Annotated in this window: 18 protein-coding genes; 17 read left to right on the top strand and 1 reads right to left on the bottom strand. The window is 63.8% G+C overall.

Annotation, left to right across the window (positions count from 1 at the left end):
* Position 1 precedes the first annotated feature (1 nt).
* From rnhB to ispD, 9 genes are all read left to right on the top strand, one after another.
* Positions 2 to 625 (top strand): ribonuclease HII, encoded by a 624-nt coding sequence (rnhB, locus tag EJA05_RS21975; protein WP_125465205.1) that lies wholly within the window; start codon positions 2 to 4, stop codon positions 623 to 625.
* Positions 626 to 814: 189 nt separating this feature from the next.
* Entirely contained in the window at positions 815 to 4,339 is a 3,525-nt protein-coding gene (gene dnaE, locus EJA05_RS21970; protein ID WP_125859894.1) for a DNA polymerase III subunit alpha, read from the top strand.
* Between the two features lie 107 nt (positions 4,340 to 4,446).
* On the top strand, positions 4,447 to 5,394 hold the full coding sequence (locus EJA05_RS21965; RefSeq protein WP_110992408.1) for an acetyl-CoA carboxylase carboxyltransferase subunit alpha: 948 nt from the start codon (positions 4,447 to 4,449) through the stop codon (positions 5,392 to 5,394).
* Between the two features lie 119 nt (positions 5,395 to 5,513).
* Positions 5,514 to 6,797, top strand: a complete 1,284-nt coding sequence (tilS, locus tag EJA05_RS21960) for a tRNA lysidine(34) synthetase TilS (RefSeq protein WP_125859892.1) — start codon at positions 5,514 to 5,516, stop codon at positions 6,795 to 6,797.
* A gap of 269 nt (positions 6,798 to 7,066) precedes the next feature.
* Positions 7,067 to 8,695, top strand: coding sequence for a CTP synthase (locus EJA05_RS21955; protein ID WP_110992406.1), 1,629 nt, complete (start codon positions 7,067 to 7,069; stop codon positions 8,693 to 8,695).
* Positions 8,696 to 8,698: 3 nt separating this feature from the next.
* Entirely contained in the window at positions 8,699 to 9,544 is an 846-nt protein-coding gene (gene kdsA / locus EJA05_RS21950; protein WP_125859890.1) for a 3-deoxy-8-phosphooctulonate synthase, read from the top strand.
* A 154-nt stretch (positions 9,545 to 9,698) separates the two neighbouring features.
* Positions 9,699 to 10,988 carry a phosphopyruvate hydratase gene (eno, locus tag EJA05_RS21945; RefSeq protein WP_125859888.1) on the top strand — a complete coding sequence of 430 codons (1,290 nt, stop codon included), beginning with the start codon at positions 9,699 to 9,701 and terminating at the stop codon, positions 10,986 to 10,988.
* Positions 10,989 to 11,144: 156 nt separating this feature from the next.
* A complete protein-coding gene (ftsB, locus tag EJA05_RS21940; RefSeq protein WP_110992403.1) occupies positions 11,145 to 11,426 on the top strand; it encodes a cell division protein FtsB in 282 nt (93 codons plus the stop codon).
* Positions 11,423 to 12,130, top strand: coding sequence for a 2-C-methyl-D-erythritol 4-phosphate cytidylyltransferase (gene ispD, locus EJA05_RS21935; RefSeq protein ID WP_125859886.1), 708 nt, complete (start codon positions 11,423 to 11,425; stop codon positions 12,128 to 12,130). The genes ftsB and ispD overlap by 4 nt, the downstream gene beginning before the upstream one ends.
* 116 nt (positions 12,131 to 12,246) lie before the next feature.
* Here the strand turns inward: ispD and EJA05_RS21930 are convergent, their stop codons facing one another.
* The gene (locus EJA05_RS21930; protein ID WP_125859885.1) at positions 12,247 to 13,146 is read right to left on the bottom strand and encodes a LysR substrate-binding domain-containing protein; all 900 of its coding nucleotides are present in this window, start codon (positions 13,144 to 13,146) and stop codon (positions 12,247 to 12,249) included.
* Positions 13,147 to 13,254: 108 nt separating this feature from the next.
* On the opposite strand from EJA05_RS21930, the gene EJA05_RS21925 reads away from it, so the two are divergent.
* The 8 genes from EJA05_RS21925 (at position 13,255) to rpoS (ending at position 20,494) form a co-directional block, all read left to right on the top strand.
* Positions 13,255 to 14,367, top strand: coding sequence for an S-(hydroxymethyl)glutathione dehydrogenase/class III alcohol dehydrogenase (locus EJA05_RS21925; protein WP_125861402.1), 1,113 nt, complete (start codon positions 13,255 to 13,257; stop codon positions 14,365 to 14,367).
* A gap of 10 nt (positions 14,368 to 14,377) precedes the next feature.
* Positions 14,378 to 15,226 (top strand): S-formylglutathione hydrolase, encoded by an 849-nt coding sequence (fghA, locus tag EJA05_RS21920; protein ID WP_125465198.1) that lies wholly within the window; start codon positions 14,378 to 14,380, stop codon positions 15,224 to 15,226.
* Between the two features lie 177 nt (positions 15,227 to 15,403).
* A complete protein-coding gene (gene ispF / locus EJA05_RS21915) occupies positions 15,404 to 15,877 on the top strand; it encodes a 2-C-methyl-D-erythritol 2,4-cyclodiphosphate synthase (protein WP_125465197.1) in 474 nt (157 codons plus the stop codon).
* Entirely contained in the window at positions 15,874 to 16,932 is a 1,059-nt protein-coding gene (gene truD, locus EJA05_RS21910) for a tRNA pseudouridine(13) synthase TruD (protein ID WP_125859883.1), read from the top strand. Before ispF ends, truD begins: the two co-directional genes overlap by 4 nt.
* Positions 16,920 to 17,669, top strand: coding sequence for a 5'/3'-nucleotidase SurE (surE, locus tag EJA05_RS21905; RefSeq protein WP_110992396.1), 750 nt, complete (start codon positions 16,920 to 16,922; stop codon positions 17,667 to 17,669). Before truD ends, surE begins: the two co-directional genes overlap by 13 nt.
* A gap of 38 nt (positions 17,670 to 17,707) precedes the next feature.
* Complete coding sequence (locus EJA05_RS21900; RefSeq protein WP_189654577.1) at positions 17,708 to 18,346, top strand: protein-L-isoaspartate(D-aspartate) O-methyltransferase; 639 nt, start codon at positions 17,708 to 17,710, stop codon at positions 18,344 to 18,346.
* 177 nt (positions 18,347 to 18,523) lie between these two features.
* Positions 18,524 to 19,381, top strand: a complete 858-nt coding sequence (locus EJA05_RS21895; RefSeq protein ID WP_125465194.1) for a peptidoglycan DD-metalloendopeptidase family protein — start codon at positions 18,524 to 18,526, stop codon at positions 19,379 to 19,381.
* Positions 19,382 to 19,486: 105 nt separating this feature from the next.
* Positions 19,487 to 20,494 carry an RNA polymerase sigma factor RpoS gene (gene rpoS, locus EJA05_RS21890; protein ID WP_110992393.1) on the top strand — a complete coding sequence of 336 codons (1,008 nt, stop codon included), beginning with the start codon at positions 19,487 to 19,489 and terminating at the stop codon, positions 20,492 to 20,494.
* The last annotated feature ends 99 nt before the right edge of the window (positions 20,495 to 20,593 follow it).

The raw sequence follows: 20,593 nt of genomic DNA, 5'->3' as shown, positions 1-20,593 counted from the left end.
CATGCAGATGGGACTGGATTTCAACCTGGTCGAGGACCTGGTCGCCGGTGTCGATGAGGTCGGCCGCGGCCCGCTGTGCGGCGCGGTCGTTACTGCGGCGGTGATTCTCGATCCTCAGCGCCCGATCCTTGGCCTGAACGACTCGAAGAAGCTCACCGAAGCCAAGCGCGAGGCGTTGTTCGACGAGATCTGCGAGAAAGCCCTGAGCTTCTGCATCGCCCGCGCCGAGGTCGAGGAAATCGACCGCCTGAACATCCTGCAAGCCACCATGCTGGCCATGCAGCGCGCGGTCGAGGGGTTGCACGTCACGCCCAAACTGGCGCTGATCGACGGCAACCGCTGCCCGAAACTGTCGGTGCCGGCGGCGCCGGTGGTCAAGGGGGATTCCCAGGTGCCGGCCATTGCCGCCGCGTCGATCCTGGCCAAGGTCACCCGTGACCGTGAGATGAGCGCGTTCGAGCTGATCTACCCGGGCTACGGGATCGGCGGGCACAAGGGCTACCCGACGCCGGTGCACCTGGAGGCGCTGGCTCGGCTTGGGCCTACGCCGATTCATCGGCGCTCGTTCGCGCCGGTGCGAGCGGCCTGGGAGGCCCGTGAGGGGCTGTCCACTTCCTTGATCTGATCCATTGGGGCCGCTTCGCGCCCCTTTCGCCGGCAAGCCGGCTCCCACAGGCCGGTGCAGACTTCAAGAGCTGCACTGTAACTGTGGGAGCCGGCTTGCCGGCGAAAGGGCTGCGAAGCGGCCCCATACATTCCGCCCGTTTACGCTACAATCCCGCCCTTGTCGTTCAGCGCTGCTACAGGACTTTCCATGTCGGTCTCCTTCATTCACCTTCGCGTGCATTCCGAATTCTCCCTGGTCGACGGCCTGGTGCGGATCAAGCCGCTGGCCAAGGCCTTGGCCGGGATGAACATGCCGGCGGTGGCGATCACCGACCAGAGCAACATGTGCTCGCTGGTGAAGTTCTACAAGACCGCCATGGGCGCCGGTATCAAGCCCATCTGCGGCGCAGACCTGTGGCTGGCGGGCAGCGATCCCGAGGCGCCACTGTCGCGGATCTGTTTCCTGGCTATGAACCCCCAGGGCTACCGCAACCTCACCGAGCTGATCTCCAGGGGTTGGACCGACGGCCAGCGCAATGGCCTGGTGATCATCCAGCGCGAATGGATCGCCCCGGCCAGCGAGGGCCTGATCGCCCTGTCCGCTGGCAAGGAAGGCGATATCGGCGCGGCGTTGATGGCGGGCCGCGAGCATGAGGCCGAGGCCTTGCTCGGCGACTGGATGGGCATGTTCCCGGAGCGCTTCTACGTCGAGGTGCAGCGTACCAACCGTGCCGGTGACGAAGAGTATGTGCACGCCGCCGTGGCCCTGGCCGACAAGCTCGGCGCGCCGCTGGTGGCGACCAACGACGTGCGCTTCATCAAGCAGTCGGACTTCGACGCCCACGAAACCCGGGTCTGCATCGGCGAAGGCTGGACCCTCGACGATCCCCGTCGGCCACGTGGCTACAGCGACCAGCAGTACCTCAAGTCCGCCGAAGAGATGGCCGAGCTGTTCAGCGACCTGCCTGACGCCATCGCCAACACCGTGGAGATCGCCAAACGCTGCAACATCACCGTGCAGCTGGGCAAGTACTTCCTGCCCGACTTCCCCACGCCCAACGGCATGGGCATCGACGACTACCTGCGCCATGTCTCCCACGAAGGCCTGGAAGAGCGCCTGGCGGTACTTTGGCCGAAGGAGACCACGCCCAACTACGAAGAGAAGCGCCAGGTCTACCTGGACCGTCTGAAGTTCGAACTGGACATCATCATCCAGATGGGCTTCCCCGGTTACTTCCTGATCGTTATGGACTTCATCAAGTGGGCCAAGAACAACGACGTGCCGGTCGGCCCGGGCCGGGGCTCGGGTGCCGGCTCGCTGGTGGCCTATGTACTGAAGATCACCGACCTCGACCCGCTGGCCTACGACCTGCTGTTCGAGCGTTTCCTCAACCCTGAACGTATTTCCATGCCCGACTTCGACGTCGACTTCTGCATGGATGGCCGCGACCGGGTGATCGACTACGTGGCCGAGGCCTATGGCCGCAATGCGGTCAGCCAGATCATCACTTTCGGCACCATGGCCGCCAAGGCGGTGGTGCGTGACGTGGCGCGGGTGCAGGGCAAGTCGTACGGTTTGGCCGACCGGCTGTCGAAGATGATCCCGTTCGAAGTGGGCATGACCCTGGAGAAGGCCTACGAGCAGGAAGAAATCCTGCGCGACTTCCTCAAGAGCGACGAGGATGGCCGCGAGATCTGGGACATGGCCCTCAAGCTCGAGGGTGTCACCCGCGGTACCGGCAAGCACGCCGGTGGTGTGGTGATCGCGCCCACCAAGCTCACCGACTTCTCGCCGATCGCCTGTGACGAAGAGGGCGGCGGCCTGGTGACCCAGTTCGACAAGGACGACGTCGAGGCCGCGGGCCTGGTGAAGTTCGACTTCCTCGGCCTGCGCACGCTGACCATCATCAAATGGGCGATGGAGATCATCAATCGCGAGCAGAAAAAGAACAATCTGCCCGACGTGAACATCGACTTCATCCCGCTGGATGACCGCAAGACCTACGAGCTGCTGCAGAAGGCCGAGACCACTGCAGTGTTCCAGCTTGAATCGCGCGGCATGAAAGAGCTGATCAAGAAGCTCAAGCCCGACTGCCTGGAAGACTTGATCGCACTGGTGGCGTTGTTCCGTCCCGGCCCGCTGCAGTCGGGCATGGTGGACGACTTCATCAACCGCAAGCACGGCCGCGCCGAGCTGGCCTACCCGCACGCCGACTACCAGTACGAAGGCCTCAAGCCGGTACTGGCGCCCACCTACGGCATCATCCTGTACCAGGAACAGGTGATGCAGATTGCCCAGGTGATGGCCGGCTACACCCTCGGTGGCGCCGACATGCTGCGCCGGGCGATGGGTAAGAAAAAGCCCGAGGAGATGGCCAAGCAGCGCGGTGGTTTCATCGAGGGTTGCGTTGGCAACAACATCGATGCGGACCTGGCCGGTAACATCTTCGATCTGGTAGAAAAATTCGCCGGTTACGGCTTCAACAAGTCCCACTCCGCAGCCTATGGCCTGGTTTCCTACCAGACTGCCTGGCTGAAGACCCACTACCCGGCGCCGTTCATGGCCGCGGTACTGTCGGCGGACATGCACAACACCGACAAGGTGGTGGTGCTGGTCGAGGAAGTGCGCAGCATGAAGCTGCGGCTCGATGCGCCGGACGTGAACTTCTCCGACTTCAAGTTCGCCGTCAACGACCATGGCCGCATCGTCTATGGCCTGGGGGCGATCAAGGGCGTGGGTGAGGGGCCGGTGGAGGCGATTGTCGAGGCGCGGGCGCAAGGTGGCCCGTTCAAGGACCTGTTCGACTTCTGTGAACGCATCGACCTCAAAAGGGTCAACAAGCGTACCCTCGACGCGCTGATCCGCAGCGGTGCGCTGGACCGCCTGGGCCCGCACTTCCATGACGAGATCAAGGCCTACCAGGCCAACATCGACATCAATCGCGCCACCTTGCTGTCGGCGCTGGGCGAGGCCGTCAAGGCTGCCGAGCAGGCGGCGCATACCGCCGACAGTGGTCACGTCGACCTGTTCGGCAGCATGTTCGACGAGGCGGATGTCGACGTCTACGCCAACCACCGCAAGGTGCGCGAACTGACGCTCAAGGAGCGCCTCAAGGGCGAAAAGGACACCCTCGGGCTGTATCTCACCGGCCACCCGATCGACGAGTACGAGGCCGAGATCCGCCGCTTCGCCCGCCAGCGCATCATCGACCTCAAGCCGGCGCGTGACACCCAGACCATTGCTGGAATGATCATTGCCCTGCGGGTGATGAAGAACAAGAAGGGCGACAAGATGGGCTTCGTGACCCTGGACGACCGCTCCGGGCGTATCGAAGCCTCGTTGTTCGCCGACGCCTTCATGGCCGCGCAAGCGTTGCTGCAGACCGACGCCATGGTGGTGGTGGAAGGGGAGGTCAGCAACGATGACTTCTCCGGCGGCCTGCGCCTGCGGGTCAAGACGGTGATGACCATGGAGGATGCACGCACCAAACTGGCCGAGAGCCTGCGCCTGAAAGTCGCCCATGAGGCGCTCAAGGGCGATCGGCTGAAGTGGCTGGGCGAGCTGATCACCCGTCATCGCGGGGGCTGCCCGATCACCCTGGAGTACACCGGCAGCGACGCCAAGGCCATGCTGCAGTTCGGCGACCAGTGGTGCATCGACCCGGCCGATGGGTTGATTCAGGCACTGCGTGACCAGTTCGGGCGTGAGAACGTCTTCCTGCAATATCGTTGAATCGACAAAAAATTTAATCTCGACCTGAATGCGCCTGATCCCTTAAGGTAGGGCGCCAAACGGATCAACCGGCCGGCCGCCTGGCCGTAGACCCAAGACGGATGACTATGAACCCGAATTTTCTCGATTTCGAACAGCCGATTGCCGACCTGCAAGCCAAGATCGAAGGCCTGCGCCTGGTAGGCAACGACAACTCGCTGAACATCAGCGATGAAATTGCCCGTCTGCAAGACAAGAGCAACACACTGACCGAGAGCATCTTCGGCAACCTGACCAGCTGGCAGATCGCTCGCCTGGCCCGTCACCCGCGCCGTCCGTATACCCTCGACTACATCGATCACATCTTCACCGAGTTCGAAGAGCTGCATGGCGACCGTCATTTCGCCGACGACGCCGCCATCGTCGGTGGTACCGCGCGCCTGAACGACAAGCCGGTGATGGTCATCGGTCATCAGAAAGGCCGCGAAGTGCGCGAGAAGGTTCGCCGCAACTTCGGCATGCCGCGCCCGGAGGGCTACCGCAAGGCCTGCCGTCTGATGGAGATGGCCGAGCGCTTCAAGATGCCGATCCTGACCTTCATCGACACCCCCGGCGCCTACCCAGGCATCGACGCCGAAGAGCGCAACCAGAGCGAAGCCATCGCCTGGAACCTGCGGGTGATGGCGCGCCTGAAGACTCCGATCATCGCCACCGTGATCGGTGAAGGTGGTTCCGGCGGTGCACTGGCCATTGGCGTGTGCGACCAGCTGAACATGCTGCAGTACTCGACCTACTCGGTGATCTCGCCGGAAGGTTGCGCCTCGATCCTGTGGAAGACCGCCGACCGTGCCGCCGACGCTGCCGAGGCCATGGGCGTGACCGCCGATCGCCTGAAGAGCCTGAACATCGTCGACAAGGTCATCCAGGAACCGCTGGGCGGCGCCCACCGTGACCCGGCCAAGGTCTCTGCAAGCATCCGTGCCGACCTGATCGAACAGCTGGACATGCTCGGCAAGCTCGACAACGATGCGCTGCTCAAGCGCCGTTACGATCGCCTGATGAGCTACGGTCTCTAATACGCCGCAGCAGCAATCGCGGGGCAAGCCCGCTCCCACGGGATCGCGCAATGTCTGAAGCAAGCGCCGTTCCCGTGGGAGCGGGCTTGCCCCGCGATGCTTTCGCAAGTGAGGCCCCGATGCTCAACCTCACCCCTTGGCTAAGCGCCCCCGGCTGGTACATCGCCTTCTCCGGTGGCCTCGACTCCACCGTCCTCCTGCACCTGCTGGCCGACTACGCCCGCAACCACCCCGCGCCGCCGCTGCGTGCCGTCCATGTGCATCATGGTCTGCAAGCTGCCGCCGATGCATGGCCCGCCCACTGCAGAACCGTCTGTGATGCCCTGGGCATTGAACTCGACGTCATTCACGTTCAGGTAGCCCTGGGTGCCAGCCTTGAGCAGGCTGCCCGCGATGCCCGTTACACAGCCTTCGAAAAGCTGCTCGCCCCAGGCGCCGTGCTGTTCACCGGCCAGCACCGTGACGATCAGGCCGAAACCTTGCTGTTCCGTCTGCTGCGCGGCGCCGGGTTGCGGGGCCTGTCGGCCATGCCCGAGGTGCGGCCGCTGGGGCAGGGCGGGCTGGTTCGCCCGATGCTCAAACTGTCGCGCGCGCAATTGCAGGCCTATGCCCGGAGCAAGGGGCTGGTGTGGGTCGATGATCCCACCAATACCGACACCACCTTCGCCCGCAACTACCTGCGTAGCGAGGTGTTGCCGCTGCTGAGGCAGCGCTGGCCCCAGGCCGAAGCGAGCCTGGCGCGCAGCGCCGAGCACCTGGGGGAGGCATTGGGCCTGCTCGATGAACTGGCCACAGACGACCTGGCGACGGCCTGCGGCAATGCGCCGCTGCCCTGGCTCGGGCTGGACTCCCTCGACCTTGCCACCCTCGCGGCATTGTCGCCAGCGCGCCAGCGCAATGCCCTGCAATACTGGCTTGGCCGCCGCACCCGGTTGCCCGACAGCCGCCACTGGGCGGGCTGGAACGACCTGCGCGACGCAGCAGCCGACGCCCGGCCGGTGTGGTGCCTGACCGACGGCGAGTTGCAGCGCAGCCATGGACGCATCTGGTGGTTGAGTGGCGAGTGGCAGCGCGCGCCATCCGGGGCGCTGGCCTGGCAGGACCCGACCCGGCCGCTGGCATTGCCGGGCAACGGTCATGTGCGGTTGGCTGCGCAATCAGTCGCTGCGGGCCTGCGCATCGTCTATCGCCAGGGTGGCGAAGTGCTGGACCTTCCTGGTCGTGGCCGGCGCGACCTCAAGCGTCTGCTCAACGAGTTGCAGATCCCGCATTTCGTGCGCCCGCGTCTGCCGTTGCTGTATCAGGGCGAGCAGTTGCTGGCGGTGGCCAACCTGCCCGAGCTGGGGGCGGCAAATTGCCAGTTGCACTGGCAGCCGCCGACCAGCGTGCAAGGTTTGAGCTGAAGGGTACATTCCGGTAGACTACCCTCCCTTCTTGATACAACTTCTGTGGGTTCCTCGAAAACACAGGGGTTGCCGATTACCAAGCAGTTTTTTGCTGGGCTGATTCTTAAAATGACGAGCGAGCTCCATGCCGGGGATACCCCTGGTCTGTACAGACGCGGCAGTTGTTCGAGATGCACTGTGATTGACGCAGGTGATCGGGGGCTTCGGCCTTCCTTCGCTTTCTCCGGCGGCGCATGCCGCCTTAACGCAGACTTCTAGGGTTTTTCATGACGCGCTACATATTCGTCACGGGCGGTGTTGTTTCTTCATTGGGGAAAGGCATTGCCTCGGCTTCCCTGGCGGCCATCCTGGAAGCGCGGGGGCTCAAAGTCACCATGCTCAAGCTGGACCCGTACATCAACGTCGACCCGGGCACCATGAGCCCGTTCCAGCACGGTGAAGTATTCGTCACCCACGACGGCGCCGAGACCGACCTCGACCTGGGCCACTACGAGCGGTTCATCCGCACCACGATGACCCAGAACAACAACTTCACCACCGGCCGTATCTACGAGCACGTGCTGCGCAAAGAGCGCCGTGGTGACTACCTGGGCGCTACCATCCAGGTCATCCCGCACATCACCGACGAAATCAAGCGCCGCATCATCAAGGGCGCCGGCGATGCCGACGTCGCGCTGGTCGAGATCGGCGGCACCGTGGGTGACATCGAGTCGCAGCCGTTCCTCGAGGCCATCCGCCAGCTGCGCGTCGAAGTGGGCTCCAAGCGCGCCATGCTGATGCACCTGACGCTGGTGCCGTACATCGCCACCGCCGGTGAGACCAAGACCAAGCCGACCCAGCACTCGGTCAAGGAGCTGCGCTCCATCGGCCTGCAGCCGGACGTGCTGATCTGCCGTTCCGACCACCCGGTCGATGCCTCGTCGCGTCGCAAGATCGCGCTGTTCACCAACGTCGAAGAGCGTGCGGTGATTTCGCTGGAAGACGTCGACACCATCTACAAGATCCCTGGCGTACTGCACGCACAAGGCCTGGACGATTTCGTCGTCGAGCGCTTCGCCCTGCAGTGCAACAGCGCCGACCTGTCCGAGTGGGACAAGGTGGTCGATGCCAAGCTCAATCCTGAGCAGGAAGTGACCATCGCCATGGTCGGCAAGTACATGGAGCTGCTGGACGCGTACAAGTCGCTGATCGAAGCGATGAGCCACGCCGGCATCACCAACCGTACCAAGGTCAACCTGCGCTACATCGACTCCGAAGACATCGAGAACCAGGGCACCAGCCTGCTCGAAGGCGCCGATGCCATCCTGGTCCCGGGCGGTTTCGGCCTGCGCGGCGTGGAAGGCAAGATCACCGCGGTGCAGTACGCCCGTGAGAACAAGGTCCCGTACCTGGGCATCTGCCTCGGCATGCAGGTGGCCGTGATCGAGTTCGCCCGTAACGTAATGGGCTGGAAAGACGCCAACTCCACCGAGTTCGACCGCAACAGCGGCCACCCGGTCGTCGGCCTGATCACCGAGTGGGCAGACGCCACCGGCGCGGTCGAGACCCGTACCGAAGCCTCCGACCTGGGCGGCACCATGCGCCTGGGCGCACAGGACTGCCAGCTGGCATCGGGCTCGAAAGTGCACGACTGCTACGGCAAGGACATCATCACCGAGCGTCACCGTCACCGCTACGAAGTGAACAACAACCTGCTGCCACAACTGGTCGATGCCGGTCTGGTGGTCTCGGGTCGTTCCGAAGACGGCGCGCTGGTGGAAGTGGTCGAGTCCAAGGACCACCCATGGTTCGTCGCCTGCCAGTTCCACCCGGAGTTCACCTCGACGCCACGTGACGGTCACCCGCTGTTCAGCGGCTTCGTCAAGGCAGCCCTGGCACAGAAGAACAAGGCCTGATCCATGACTCAGAAGATCATTCGCGTCGGTAACATCGAGATCGCCAACGACAAGCCGTTCGTCCTGTTCGGCGGCATGAACGTCCTGGAATCCCGTGACCTGGCCCTGAAGGTCTGCGAGGAGTACGTGCGGGTGACCGAGAAACTCGGCATCCCGTACGTGTTCAAGGCCAGCTTCGACAAGGCCAACCGCTCGTCGGTGACCTCGTACCGTGGCCCGGGCATGGAAGAAGGCTTGAAGATCTTCGAAGAGATCAAGCAGACCTTCAACGTGCCGGTGATCACCGACGTGCACGAGCCCTACCAGTGCGAACCGGTGGCCAAGGTGTGCGACATCATCCAGTTGCCGGCCTTCCTGTCGCGCCAGACCGACCTGGTGGTGGCGATGGCCAAGACCGGCGCGGTGATCAACATCAAGAAGGCGCAGTTCCTTGCGCCTCACGAGATGAAGCACATCCTCGCCAAGTGCGTCGAAGCCGGCAACGACCAGCTCATCCTGTGTGAGCGCGGTTCGAGTTTCGGCTACAACAACCTGGTGGTGGACATGCTCGGCTTCGGCATCATGAAGCAGTTCGAGTACCCGGTGTTCTTCGACGTCACCCACTCGCTGCAGACGCCGGGCGGCCGTGCCGACTCCGCCGGTGGCCGCCGTGCCCAGGTCACCGACCTGGCCAAGGCCGGCATGAGCCAGGGCCTGGCCGGGCTGTTCCTCGAAGCCCACCCGGACCCGGACAACGCCAAGTGCGACGGCCCGTGCGCCCTGCGCCTGGACAAGCTGGAACCGTTCCTCGCCCAGCTCAAGCAGCTGGACGACCTGGTGAAAAGTTTTCCGACGGTAGAAACCGCGTAAAGCTCATTTCTCGGGTAAAGTACCGCCCGTTCCACCCCCTGACCTATCGGTCAGGGGCTCCCTTCGCCAGGCCTGCCCGTGCCATGTCGCCTGGTGAACGGCAAGAATTCCCAAAAGTTGCGTTAGTTTCGTCAATTCTGGAGTGCTTACAACAATGGCAAAGATCGTCGACATCAAAGGTCGTGAAGTTCTCGATTCCCGTGGCAACCCCACCGTGGAAGCCGACGTGCTGCTCGACAACGGCATCATCGGCAGCGCCTGCGCGCCGTCGGGTGCTTCCACTGGCTCGCGCGAAGCGCTGGAGCTGCGTGATGGCGACAAGAGCCGTTACCTGGGCAAGGGCGTGCTGAAGGCCGTCGCCAACATCAACGGCCCGATCCGCGAACTGCTGCTGGGCAAGGATCCGGCTGACCAGAAGGCCCTGGACCGCGCCATGATCGAGCTGGACGGTACCGAGAACAAGGCCAAGCTGGGCGCCAACGCCATCCTGGCTGTTTCCCTGGCTGCCGCCAAGGCTGCCGCCCAGGACCTGGACCTGCCGCTGTACGCGCACATCGCCAACCTCAACGGCACCCCGGGCCAGTACTCCATGCCGGTTCCGATGATGAACATCATCAACGGCGGCGAGCACGCCGACAACAACGTCGACATCCAGGAGTTCATGGTGCAGCCGGTTGGCGCCAAGACCTTCTCCGACGGCCTGCGCATGGGCACCGAAATCTTCCACCACCTCAAAGCCGTGCTCAAGGCCCGTGGCCTGAACACCGCCGTCGGTGACGAAGGTGGCTTCGCGCCGAACCTGGCTTCCAACGAAGACGCCCTGGCCGCCATCGCCGAAGCCGTCGAGAAAGCCGGCTACAAGCTGGGCACCGACGTGACCCTGGCCCTGGACTGCGCCGCTTCCGAGTTCTACGAAGACGGCAAGTACAACCTGTCCGGTGAAGGCAAGTCGTTCGACGCCGAAGGTTTCGCCGAGTACCTCAAAGGCCTGACCGAGCGTTTCCCGATCATCTCGATCGAAGACGGCCTGGACGAGTCCGACTGGGCTGGCTGGAAAATCCTCACCGACAAGATCGGCGAGAAAGTCCAGCTGGTGGGCGACGACCTGTTCGTTACCAACACCAAGATCCTCAAGGAAGGCATCGAGAAGGGCATCGGTAACTCGATCCTGATCAAGTTCAACCAGATCGGCTCGCTGACCGAAACCCTGGAAGCCATCCAGATGGCCAAGGCCGCCGGCTACACCGCGGTGATTTCGCACCGTTCGGGTGAAACCGAGGACTCGACCATTGCCGACCTGGCCGTTGGTACCGCTGCTGGCCAGATCAAGACCGGCTCGCTGTGCCGCTCCGACCGCGTCAGCAAGTACAACCAGCTGCTGCGTATCGAAGAGCAACTGGGTGCCAAGGCCGTCTACCGTGGCCGCGCCGAGTTTCGCGGCTGAGCAAGAGATGGTAAAAAGGCAGCAGCCGAGGCAGCCTGAACATTCGTACTGAATGTTCAGATGCTTCACACGGGTTTCTGTCGACGAAGCCTGGCCTCGGCCAGGCTTCGTGCTATCGGAAGCTCGCTGCGGCGGCCTTATACCCTGGATATCTTCATGCGCAGTCCCTATTGGTTGTTTCTCGTTCTGCTCCTGCTGCTCGGCGGCCTGCAATATCGCCTTTGGGTGGGTAATGGCAGCCTGGCGCAAGTGACCGAGCTCAAGCAGCAGATTGACGAACAGCACGCCGAGAACGAACGGCTGCTGGAGCGTAATCGCGTGCTCGATGCGGAGGTCCTGGAGCTGAAGAAAGGTATGGAGACCGTGGAAGAACGGGCTCGTCATGAACTGGGGATGGTCAAGGAGGGCGAAACCCTCTACCAGTTGCCGCAAAAATGACTCAGCAATTGCCGGCCTTCTGGGCCGTGATTCCCGCCGCGGGCGTTGGTGCCCGCATGGCTGCCGACCGGCCCAAGCAGTATCTGCAGTTGGGCGGGCAGACCATCCTCGAGCATAGCCTCGACTGTTTTCTAGGCCATCCTGCGCTCAAGGGCGTGGTGGTCAGCATTGCCGATCAAGACCCGTACTGGCCCGGCCTGCGCTGTGCCAGCGATGGGCGCATCCAGCGTGCCCCGGGCGGGCACGAGCGTGCCGACTCGGTGCTCAATGCCTTGCTGTTGCTGCATGCCCAGGGTGCGTCGGACGACGACTGGGTACTGGTGCACGATGCGGCGCGGCCGAACCTGGCACGTAGCGACTTGGACCGGTTGTTGACCGAGTTGGCCGATGACGCCGTGGGTGGCTTGTTGGCGGTCCCGGCGCGGGACACCCTCAAGCGTGCCGGCGCCGATGGCCGGGTGAGTGCCACGGTGGACCGCAGTACTGTCTGGCTGGCGTATACGCCGCAGATGTTCCGTCTGGGGATGCTGCACCGGGCGCTGGCCGAGTGCCTGGTGTCGGATGTGGCGGTCACCGATGAGTCCTCCGCCATCGAGTGGGCCGGCTACGCGCCACGGCTGATCGAAGGGCGCAGCGACAACATCAAGGTGACCCGGCCGGAAGACCTGGAGTGGTTGCGTCAGCGCTGGGCTGGGCGCCGTTGAAATAGGCGCTGCTGATGCGGGCGGCGTGGGAGCGGGCTTGCCCCGCGATAGCGTCATGACGAGTGACGCTGATTGCCGGGCTGACCCCATCGCGGGGCAAGCCCGCTCCCACGCGGTTATCCCACGGCCCTGTACTCCGGCAACTGCGCCAACCCTTCCTTGAGATAGTCCACCAACCGTCGCACCTTCGGCGACAGATGCCGCTGCTGCGGATAAAGCGCCCACACCGCCGTGTTCGGTGGCTGGTGCCCCTCCAGCAACGACACCAGCGCGCCGCTGTGCAGATGTTCCAGCACGTAATAATCCGGTAGCTGACACAAGCCCATCCCCTGCAGCGCCGCATCCAGCACCGCCTGCCCGCTGTTGCAACGCCAATTGCCCTGCACCCGCTGGCTGAATTCGCGCCCATCCTGCTGCAGCGCCCACAGGTCGGAGCTGCCGATCAGGCAATTGTGCCGCGCCAGTTCCGACAGGCTGTGGGGGCGACCATAACGCTCCAGGTAGGCGGGCGAGGCGCACAGGTACATGCGCCGAGGCGCCAGGCGCGTGGCGACCAGCCGCGAGTCCTGCAGGCGGCCCAGGCGGATCGCCATGTCCATGCCTTCATGCAGCAGGTCGAGGGTGCGGTTGCTCAGTTCCACTTCGACCCGTAATTGCGGGTACTGCGCCATGAACCGCGTCACCAGCGGCACGATGAACCGCTCACCATAGGCAACGGCGCAGGTCATGCGCAGCAAGCCTTTGGGTTCGCTGGCCAGATCGCCCATGGCGCGCAGCGCCTCTTCACGGCCATCCTGCAGGCGCTGGCAGTGCTGGAGGAAGGTCTGCCCGGCTTCGCTCAGGGTCACCCGCCGGGTGCTGCGGTACAGCAGGCGGGTCTGCAGGCGTTCTTCAAGGCGGGCGATCTGCCGGCTGATATGGGACGAGGACACCCCCAGGCGCTCGGCGGCCGCGGTGAACTGGCCTGATTCGGCGACGGCGACGAACTCGTCGATGCCTTCCCAGCGACTGCTCATGGATTATCCCTGTATGGCAATAATGTTTTTTAGTTGGCCGGATTATTCATCAAATAGGCATGAATTACACTGCGAGACTGATATCGACACTCTGTCTGGAGACCCATGATGATCAAGTCCCGTGCTGCCGTAGCCTTCGAGGCCAAGAAACCCCTGGAAATCGTCGAAGTTGACGTGGCCATGCCCAAGGCCGGTGAAGTGCTGTTGCGCGTGGTCGCCTCCGGGGTCTGCCACACCGACGCCTACACCCTGTCCGGTGCCGACCCGGAGGGCATCTTCCCGTCGATCCTCGGCCATGAGGGCGGGGCGATCGTCGAGGCGGTAGGTGAGGGCGTCACCTCGGTGGCGGTCGGTGACCATGTGATCCCGCTGTACACCCCGGAATGCGGCAAGTGCAAATTCTGCCTGTCGGGCAAGACCAACCTGTGCCAGGCGATCCGCGCCACCCAGGGCAAGGGCCTGATGCCCGACGGCACCAGCCGTTTCAGCTACAAGGGCCAGCAGCTGTTCCACTACATGGGTACCTCGACGTTCTCCGAGTACACCGTGCTGCCGGAAATCTCCGTGGCCAAGATCCAGAAGGAAGCGCCGCTGGAGAAGGTCTGCCTGCTCGGCTGCGGCGTGACCACCGGCATCGGTGCCGTGCTCAACACCGCCAAGGTCAAGCCGGGTGACACCGTGGCCATCTTCGGCCTGGGCGGCATTGGCTTGTCGGCGGTGATCGGTGCGGTCAAAGCCAAGGCCTCGCGCATCATCGCCATCGACATCAACCCAGCCAAGTTCGAGATCGCCCGCCAATTGGGCGCCACCGACTGCATCAACCCGAAGGATTACGACCGCCCGATCCAGGAAGTCATCGTCGACCTTACCGACGGCGGCGTGGACTTCTCCTTCGAGTGCATCGGCAACGTGCAGCTGATGCGTGCGGCGCTGGAGTGCTGCCACAAGGGCTGGGGCGAGTCGGTGATCATCGGCGTGGCCGGTGCCGGTCAGGAAATCGCCACCCGTCCGTTCCAGCTGGTCACCGGCCGCGTCTGGCGCGGTTCGGCGTTCGGCGGCGTGCGTGGCCGCAGCGAGCTGCCGAGCTACGTGGAGATGGCCGAGAAGGGCGAGATCCCGCTGGACACCTTCATTACCCACACCATGGGCCTGGAAGACATCAACAAGGCCTTCGACCTGATGCACGAAGGCAAGAGCATCCGTAGCGTTATCCACTTCTGAGGCCCCTGCCATGACGCTGGAAAACATCTCCTGCCAGAAAAGCTTCGGCGGCTGGCACAAGCGCTACCGGCACAGTTCCAAGGTGCTCGGTTGCGACATGGTGTTCGCCGTGTACCTGCCGCCCCAGGCCGAGCAGGGCGAGAAGCTGCCGGTGCTGTACTGGCTCAGCGGCCTGACCTGCACCGACGAGAACTTCATGCAGAAGGCCGGCGCCCAGCGTCTGGCCGCGGAGCTTGGGCTGATCATCGTCGCCCCTGATACCAGCCCGCGTGGCGAAGGGGTACCGGGTGATCCGGAGGGCGCCTGGGACTTCGGCCTGGGCGCCGGCTTCTACCTCAACGCCACCCAGCAGCCCTGGGCTCAGCACTACCGCATGCATGACTACGTGGTGGACGAGCTGCCGGCACTGATCGAGGCGCACTTCCCTGCGTCCGATCAGCGCAGCATCAGTGGCCACTCCATGGGCGGGCATGGCGCGCTGGTCTGCGCCCTGCGCAACCCGGGGCGTTACCGCTCGGTGTCGGCGTTCTCGCCCATCAGCAACCCGATGGACTGCCCTTGGGGCGAGAAGGCTTTCAGCCGCTACCTGGGCGAAGACCGGGCGCGCTGGCGCGAGTGGGATGCCAGTGTGTTGCTGGCCGAGGCGGGTGAATGCCCGCCGCTGCTGGTGGACCAGGGGGATCGCGACGACTTCCTCGAAAAACAGCTCAAGCCAGAGGCGCTGGAGCAGGCCGCCCGCAAGGGTGGGCATGGGCTGACCCTGCGTTTGCAGCCGGGTTACGACCATAGCTACTACTTCATCGCCAGCTTCATCGATGAGCATCTGCGCCATCATGCGGTGGCACTGGGCAGGGTTTGACCTGGCAGCATGGTGTTGGCTTTTTCGCGGGTAAACCCGCTGCCACAGGGTATCTGCAGCCCTCGGCTTGCAGCGTTCCTTGTGGGAGCGGGTTCACCCGCGAAGGGCTGCACAGCAGCCCCAAGACTGCATGAAAGCAGGTAGAATCACGCCCTGTCTCAATCAGGGCGTTTTTCTATGCGTATTGGCCATGGCTACGATGTCCACCGTTTCGCCGACGGTGATTTCATTACCCTGGGCGGGGTGCGTATCCCCCACAAATACGGCCTGCTGGCCCATTCCGATGGTGACGTGCTGCTGCATGCCCTGAGCGATGCCCTGCTTGGCGCTGCGGCGCTGGGCGACATCGGCAAGCACTTCCCGGACACCGACCCGCAGTTCAAGGGCGCCGACAGCCGCGTGCTGCTGCGCCATGTGCTGGGTGTGGTGCGCAACAAGGGTTGGAAGGTCGGCAACGTCGACGCCACCATCGTCGCCCAGGCGCCGAAAATGGCCCCGCATATCGAAACCATGCGCCAGCGCATCGCCGAAGACCTGCAGGTCGAGCTCGACCAGGTCAACGTCAAGGCCACCACCGAAGAAAAGCTGGGCTTCACCGGCCGTGAGGAGGGGATCGCCGTTCACGCGGTTGCCCTGTTGCTGCCGGTATGAACGAACTGCAACTGCTGGGGCCGCGTGCCTCGGGTGACGCCCTGGGTACTGCAGTGCTCAAGGCGGTGGCCGAAGATTTCCAGGTCGACGAAGTGCTCGACATCCCGCTGTCCGGCCAGGGCGAGCACCTGTGGCTGTGGGTCGAGAAGCGTGACCTCAATACCGAAGAAGCCGCCCGCCGCCTGGCGCGCGCCGCCGGCGTGCCAGTGCGCTCGATCAGCTATGCCGGCCTCAAGGACCGTCAGGCCCTGACCCGCCAATGGTTCAGCCTGCACCTGCCGGGCAAGGCCGACCCTGACCTGTCCCGTGCCGAAGACGAATCCCTGCGTGTGCTCAAGCAGGTACGCCACCAGCGCAAGCTGCAGCGTGGCGCCCATGCGGCCAACGGTTTCACGCTGCGCCTGACCGCGCTGCAGGCCGACCACCAGGCCCTCGATGCGCGCCTCGAGCAACTCAAGCAAAAGGGTGTGCCCAACTACTTCGGTGGCCAACGTTTCGGCCATGCCGGTGGCAACGTTCACGATGCCCAGGAATGGGCGGCGCGCCAGGCGTTGCCGGAGCAACGCAACCTACGTTCGCGGTTGCTCTCGGCGGCGCGCAGCTACCTGTTCAACCAGGTGCTGGCCGCGCGCGTGGCCGATGGCAGCTGGCAGCGCGCCCAGGTCGGCGACTTGTTGGCCTTCACCGACAGCCGCAGCTTCTTCCCGGCGGGAGAGGCCGAGTGCAGCGATCCGCGCCTGGCCATTCTCGACCTGCACCCCACCGGCCCCCTATGGGGTGAAGGCGATGCCCCGAGCAGTGGCGCCACGCTGGCGATCGAATCGGCCATCGCCGAACAGCATCCGGCACTGTGCCAATGGCTGGCGCGTGCGGGCATGGATCACGAACGACGCATCCTGCGGCTCCCTATTGGGCGGCTGACGTGGCATTATCCCGAGCCTGATATCCTGCAACTGGAATTCGTCCTTCCGGCCGGATGCTTCGCCACCGTGGTGGTGCGCGAACTCGTCGATCTGGTGCCGGCAGGGCAGACGGACAGCCCATGCGTATTCTGATTTCGAATGACGACGGTGTTACCGCACCAGGCCTCGCCGCGCTGCATGCTGCGCTGGCGGATTACGCCGAGTGCGCGGTGATTGCCCCGGATCAAGACAAGAGCGGCGCCGGCAGTTCGCTGACGCTGGACCGGCCCCTGCACCCGCAGACATTGGCCAATGGCTTCATCAGCCTCAACGGCACGCCGACCGACTGCGTGCACCTGGGGCTCAACGGCCTGTTGCCGCATACCCCTGACATGGTGGTGTCGGGTATCAACCTGGGCGCCAACCTGGGCGATGACGTGCTGTATTCCGGCACGGTCGCGGCTGCGCTCGAAGGGCGCTTCCTGGGTGGAACGTCACTGGCCTTCTCGCTGCTCTCGCGGCAAACCGACAACCTGCCGGCGGCGGCCTACATCGCCCGTCGCCTGGTCGAGGCGCAGGCACGCCTGGAGCTGCCGCCACGCACCGTGCTCAACATCAACATCCCCAACCTGCCGTTGGAGCATATCCGCGGCATCCAGCTCACCCGGCTGGGGCATCGGGCACGCGCGGCGGCACCGACCAAGGTGGTCAACCCGCGGGGCAAGGAAGGCTACTGGATCGCCGTGGCCGGCGATGCCGAGGATGGCGGGCCGGGTACTGACTTCCACGCGGTGATGCAGGGCTATGTGTCGATCACCCCGTTGCAGCTGGACCGCACCTTCAATGACGCCTTCGAGCGCTTCGAGGGCTGGCTGGAGGGCGTGCTCTGATGCGCGAACAGGACGATCTGATGCGCCGAGGTATCGGCATGACCTCACAGCGTACCCGGGAGCGGCTGATCCAGCGCTTGTGCGAGGAAGGCGTGTCGAATACCCAGGTGCTCGACGCGATTCGCCGTACCCCGCGCCACCTGTTCGTCGACGAGGCCCTGGCGCACCGTGCCTATGAAGACACCGCGCTGCCGATTGGCCACAACCAGACCATCTCGCAACCCTTCATGGTTGCGCACATGAGTGAGCTGCTGCTGGAGGCCGGGCCGCTGGACAAGGTGCTGGAGATCGGCACCGGTTCGGGCTATCAGACCGCGATCCTGGCGCAGTTGGTGGAGCGGGTGTTCTCGGTGGAGCGCATCAAGGTCCTGCAGGACCGTGCCAAGGAGCGTCTGGTCGAGCTCAACCTGCGCAATGTGGTGTTTCGCTGGGGCGATGGCTGCGAAGGCTGGCCGGCGCTGGCGCCGTACAACGGCATCATCGTCACCGCCGTGGCGCCGGAGGTGCCCCAGGCACTGCTTGACCAACTGGCACCTGGCGGGCGCATGGTCATCCCGGTCGGGCCGGCAGGGGAGGTGCAGCAGTTGATGCTGATCGTCCGCGAAGAGCACGGTTTCTCGCGCCGCGTGCTGGGGGCGGTGCGCTTCGTGCCGTTGCTCAACGGCCCGTTGGCCTGACAAAACACGGAATATTTGCGCCAGCAGCGAATTCCCGCGGCCGGGCCCTGTCTATCTGGCGGGGTATCTGGCGTTCGCCGGTTCACTACGGGCCACCCCAAGCGAGGCGGCTCGGTTATAATTGCAACATTATTGCATTTTGCATCGTCATCTTTCGGCACCATGAGGGGAGCGCGGGTGGGTCACACAGGCATTGGGCAGCGCAAGGAACGATCGGTTTTGAAGCTTGTGGTGATTGCGCTGGCCATGGGAACCCTGTTGGCCGGCTGCTCCAGTACCGGCTCGAGCGGTGCGCGGGTGGTCGACCGCAACAATGCCGCGCCCAAGCGCCCGGCTGTCACCTCTGGGCAGTACGTGGTCAAACCCGGCGACACGCTGTTCTCCATCGCCTTCCGCTACGGCTGGGATTACAAGGAGTTGGCGGCGCGCAACAATATTCCCCCGCCCTACACCATTCGTCCGGGCCAGCCGATTCGCTTCAGCAGTGGTGCCGGTGGCAGTACCACGGTGGTCACCAGCAGCCCATCTTCGTCGAGTAAGACCACAGTCATCCGCCGCCCGGTCGGTACCCCGCCGCCGCCGGCGAGCAATGGCAAATCGGCCACTTCGGCGTCTTCGTCTTCCTCGCAAACGGTTGCCCAGGTGCCCGCCGCAGAGCGCGCCGTTGGCGGCTGGACGTGGCCGGCGAACGGCGTGCTGATTGGAAAATTTGCTTCAAACGGCAGTTTGAATAAAGGCATTGATATCGCCGGTGATTTGGGACAGCCTGTTTTTGCTGCCGCTGATGGTGCAGTGGTTTACGCGGGGAGTGGCTTGCGGGGCTACGGCGAGCTGATCATCATCAAGCACAGCGATACCTACGTCAGTGCCTACGGCCACAACCGCAGGCTTTTGGTTCGGGAGGGGCAGCAGGTCAAGGCAGGGCAGACGATCGCAGAGATGGGATCCACGGGCACTGATCGGGTGAAGCTGCATTTCGAGATTCGCCGCCAGGGTAAACCCGTCGACCCACTCCAGTTCCTGCCACGCCGTTGATCTTTGTCCCAGCCTGTTCCTCCGACGTAGAGGGGACAGGCTCCAGCGCTACCACGGAAAGGTGACGCTCGAGTCTGAGTTCGAACTCAGCAAAGGACTATAACAATGGCTCTCAGTAAAGAAGTGCCGGAGTTTGACATCGACGACGACCTGCTCCTGATGGAGACAGGCATCGTTTTGGAAACGGATGTGGTGTCAGACGAACCTGCTGTACCTTCGGTTCGGACCAAGTCGAAACAGAGCGCATCGCTCAAGCAGCACAAGTACATCGATTACAGCCGGGCGCTCGATGCCACCCAGCTGTATCTCAACGAAATCGGCTTCTCGCCTCTGCTCTCGCCAGAGGAAGAAGTGCATTTCGCGCGCCTGTCGCAGAAGGGCGACCCCGCAGGGCGCAAGCGCATGATCGAAAGCAACCTGCGCCTGGTGGTGAAGATCGCCCGTCGTTACGTCAATCGTGGCCTGTCGCTGCTCGACCTGATCGAGGAAGGCAACCTGGGCCTGATTCGTGCGGTGGAGAAGTTCGACCCCGAACGCGGCTTCCGCTTCTCGACCTATGCCACCTGGTGGATCCGCCAGACCATCGAGCGGGCGATCATGAACCAGACCCGCACCATCCGCCTGCCGATTCACGTGGTCAAGGAGCTCAACGTCTACCTGCGTGCTGCGCGGGAGCTGACGCAAAAGCTCGACCATGAGCCGTCACCAGAAGAGATCGCCAACCTGCTGGAGAAACCGGTAGCCGAGGTCAAGCGCATGCTCGGTCTCAATGAGCGGGTTTCGTCGGTGGACGTTTCGCTGGGCCCGGACTCCGACAAGACACTGCTGGACACGCTTACCGATGACCGCCCCACCGACCCTTGCGAGTTGTTGCAGGACGATGACCTGTCGCAAAGCATCGACCAGTGGCTGGGCGAGTTGACCGACAAGCAGCGTGAGGTCGTCGTGCGTCGCTTCGGTTTGCGCGGCCATGAAAGCAGTACCCTGGAGGATGTGGGCCTGGAGATCGGCCTGACCCGCGAGCGGGTGCGGCAAATCCAGGTCGAGGGCCTCAAGCGCCTGCGCGAGATCCTCGAGAAGAACGGTTTGTCCAGCGAGTCCTTGTTCCAGTAGCACTGACGTCGCCGCAAAAAACGCCCCGATAATCTCGGGGCGTTTTTGTTCACGCAGGCTAAATGTTTAGTTATCTACCCTTGTGCTATCGCGTGTAAG

It is taken from the genome of Pseudomonas oryziphila, from assembly GCF_003940825.1.
Lineage (GTDB): Bacteria > Pseudomonadota > Gammaproteobacteria > Pseudomonadales > Pseudomonadaceae > Aquipseudomonas > Aquipseudomonas sichuanensis.
Note: the sequence above shows the minus strand (reverse complement) of the source record. Positions and strands in the feature narration are given on the sequence as shown.

Excerpts from the sequence above, each read along its gene's own strand:
- EJA05_RS21930 (WP_125859885.1), bottom strand. The coding sequence starts at position 13,146 with ATGAGCAGTCGCTGGGAAGGCATCGACGAGTTCGTCGCCGTCGCCGAA.
- truD (WP_125859883.1), top strand. The coding sequence starts at position 15,874 with ATGAACGAACTGCAACTGCTGGGGCCGCGTGCCTCGGGTGACGCCCTG.
- rpoS (WP_110992393.1), top strand. The coding sequence starts at position 19,487 with ATGGCTCTCAGTAAAGAAGTGCCGGAGTTTGACATCGACGACGACCTG.
- ispF (WP_125465197.1), top strand. The coding sequence starts at position 15,404 with ATGCGTATTGGCCATGGCTACGATGTCCACCGTTTCGCCGACGGTGAT.
- kdsA (WP_125859890.1), top strand. The coding sequence starts at position 8,699 with ATGACTCAGAAGATCATTCGCGTCGGTAACATCGAGATCGCCAACGAC.
- dnaE (WP_125859894.1), top strand. The coding sequence starts at position 815 with ATGTCGGTCTCCTTCATTCACCTTCGCGTGCATTCCGAATTCTCCCTG.
- EJA05_RS21900 (WP_189654577.1), top strand. The coding sequence starts at position 17,708 with ATGACCTCACAGCGTACCCGGGAGCGGCTGATCCAGCGCTTGTGCGAG.
- fghA (WP_125465198.1), top strand. The coding sequence starts at position 14,378 with ATGACGCTGGAAAACATCTCCTGCCAGAAAAGCTTCGGCGGCTGGCAC.
- EJA05_RS21955 (WP_110992406.1), top strand. The coding sequence starts at position 7,067 with ATGACGCGCTACATATTCGTCACGGGCGGTGTTGTTTCTTCATTGGGG.
- ftsB (WP_110992403.1), top strand. The coding sequence starts at position 11,145 with ATGCGCAGTCCCTATTGGTTGTTTCTCGTTCTGCTCCTGCTGCTCGGC.
- EJA05_RS21965 (WP_110992408.1), top strand. The coding sequence starts at position 4,447 with ATGAACCCGAATTTTCTCGATTTCGAACAGCCGATTGCCGACCTGCAA.
- ispD (WP_125859886.1), top strand. The coding sequence starts at position 11,423 with ATGACTCAGCAATTGCCGGCCTTCTGGGCCGTGATTCCCGCCGCGGGC.
- surE (WP_110992396.1), top strand. The coding sequence starts at position 16,920 with ATGCGTATTCTGATTTCGAATGACGACGGTGTTACCGCACCAGGCCTC.
- eno (WP_125859888.1), top strand. The coding sequence starts at position 9,699 with ATGGCAAAGATCGTCGACATCAAAGGTCGTGAAGTTCTCGATTCCCGT.
- EJA05_RS21925 (WP_125861402.1), top strand. The coding sequence starts at position 13,255 with ATGATCAAGTCCCGTGCTGCCGTAGCCTTCGAGGCCAAGAAACCCCTG.
- tilS (WP_125859892.1), top strand. The coding sequence starts at position 5,514 with ATGCTCAACCTCACCCCTTGGCTAAGCGCCCCCGGCTGGTACATCGCC.
- rnhB (WP_125465205.1), top strand. The coding sequence starts at position 2 with ATGCAGATGGGACTGGATTTCAACCTGGTCGAGGACCTGGTCGCCGGT.